At 54.3% G+C, this 565-nt stretch carries 1 rRNA gene; it reads left to right on the forward strand.

Going from position 1 to position 565, the window contains the following annotated elements:
• Positions 1-565, forward strand: a 23S ribosomal RNA gene (locus R2R70_RS18890); the annotation flags it as partial.

Below are 565 nucleotides of genomic sequence, written 5' to 3' on the forward strand. Positions count from 1 at the left end.
TGGATGAGCGGTAGAGGAGCGTCGTGTAAGCCAATGAAGGTGGATTGAGAAGTCTGCTGGAGGTATCACGAGTGCGAATGCTGACATGAGTAACGATAAGGGGAGTGAAAAACTCCCCCGCCGGAAGACCAAGGTTTTCTGTTCTACGTTAATCGGAGCAGAGTGAGTCGGCCCCTAAGGCGAGGCGGAAACGCGTAGTCGATGGGAAACGGGTTAATATTCCCGTACCGGATGTGGTTGCGATGGGGGGACGAAGAAGGCTAGGTGAGCCAGGCGTTGGTTGTCCTGGTGAAAGCATGTAGGCCGAGGAATCAGGCAAATCCGGTTCCTCTGAGGTCGAGATGCGAGACGAACTGACCACGGTCAGGAAGTCATCGATGCCACGCTTCCAGGAAAAGCCTCTAAGCTTCAGATCACATGCGACCGTACCCCAAACCGACACAGGTGGTCAGGTAGAGAATACCAAGGCGCTTGAGAGAACTCGGGTGAAGGAACTAGGCAAAATGGCACCGTAACTTCGGGAGAAGGTGCACCGGTTCGAGTGAAGGACTTGCTCCGTAAGCTC

Origin of the sequence: Cobetia sp. SIMBA_158 (assembly GCF_046566945.1) — a bacterium.
GTDB lineage: Bacteria > Pseudomonadota > Gammaproteobacteria > Pseudomonadales > Halomonadaceae > Cobetia > Cobetia amphilecti.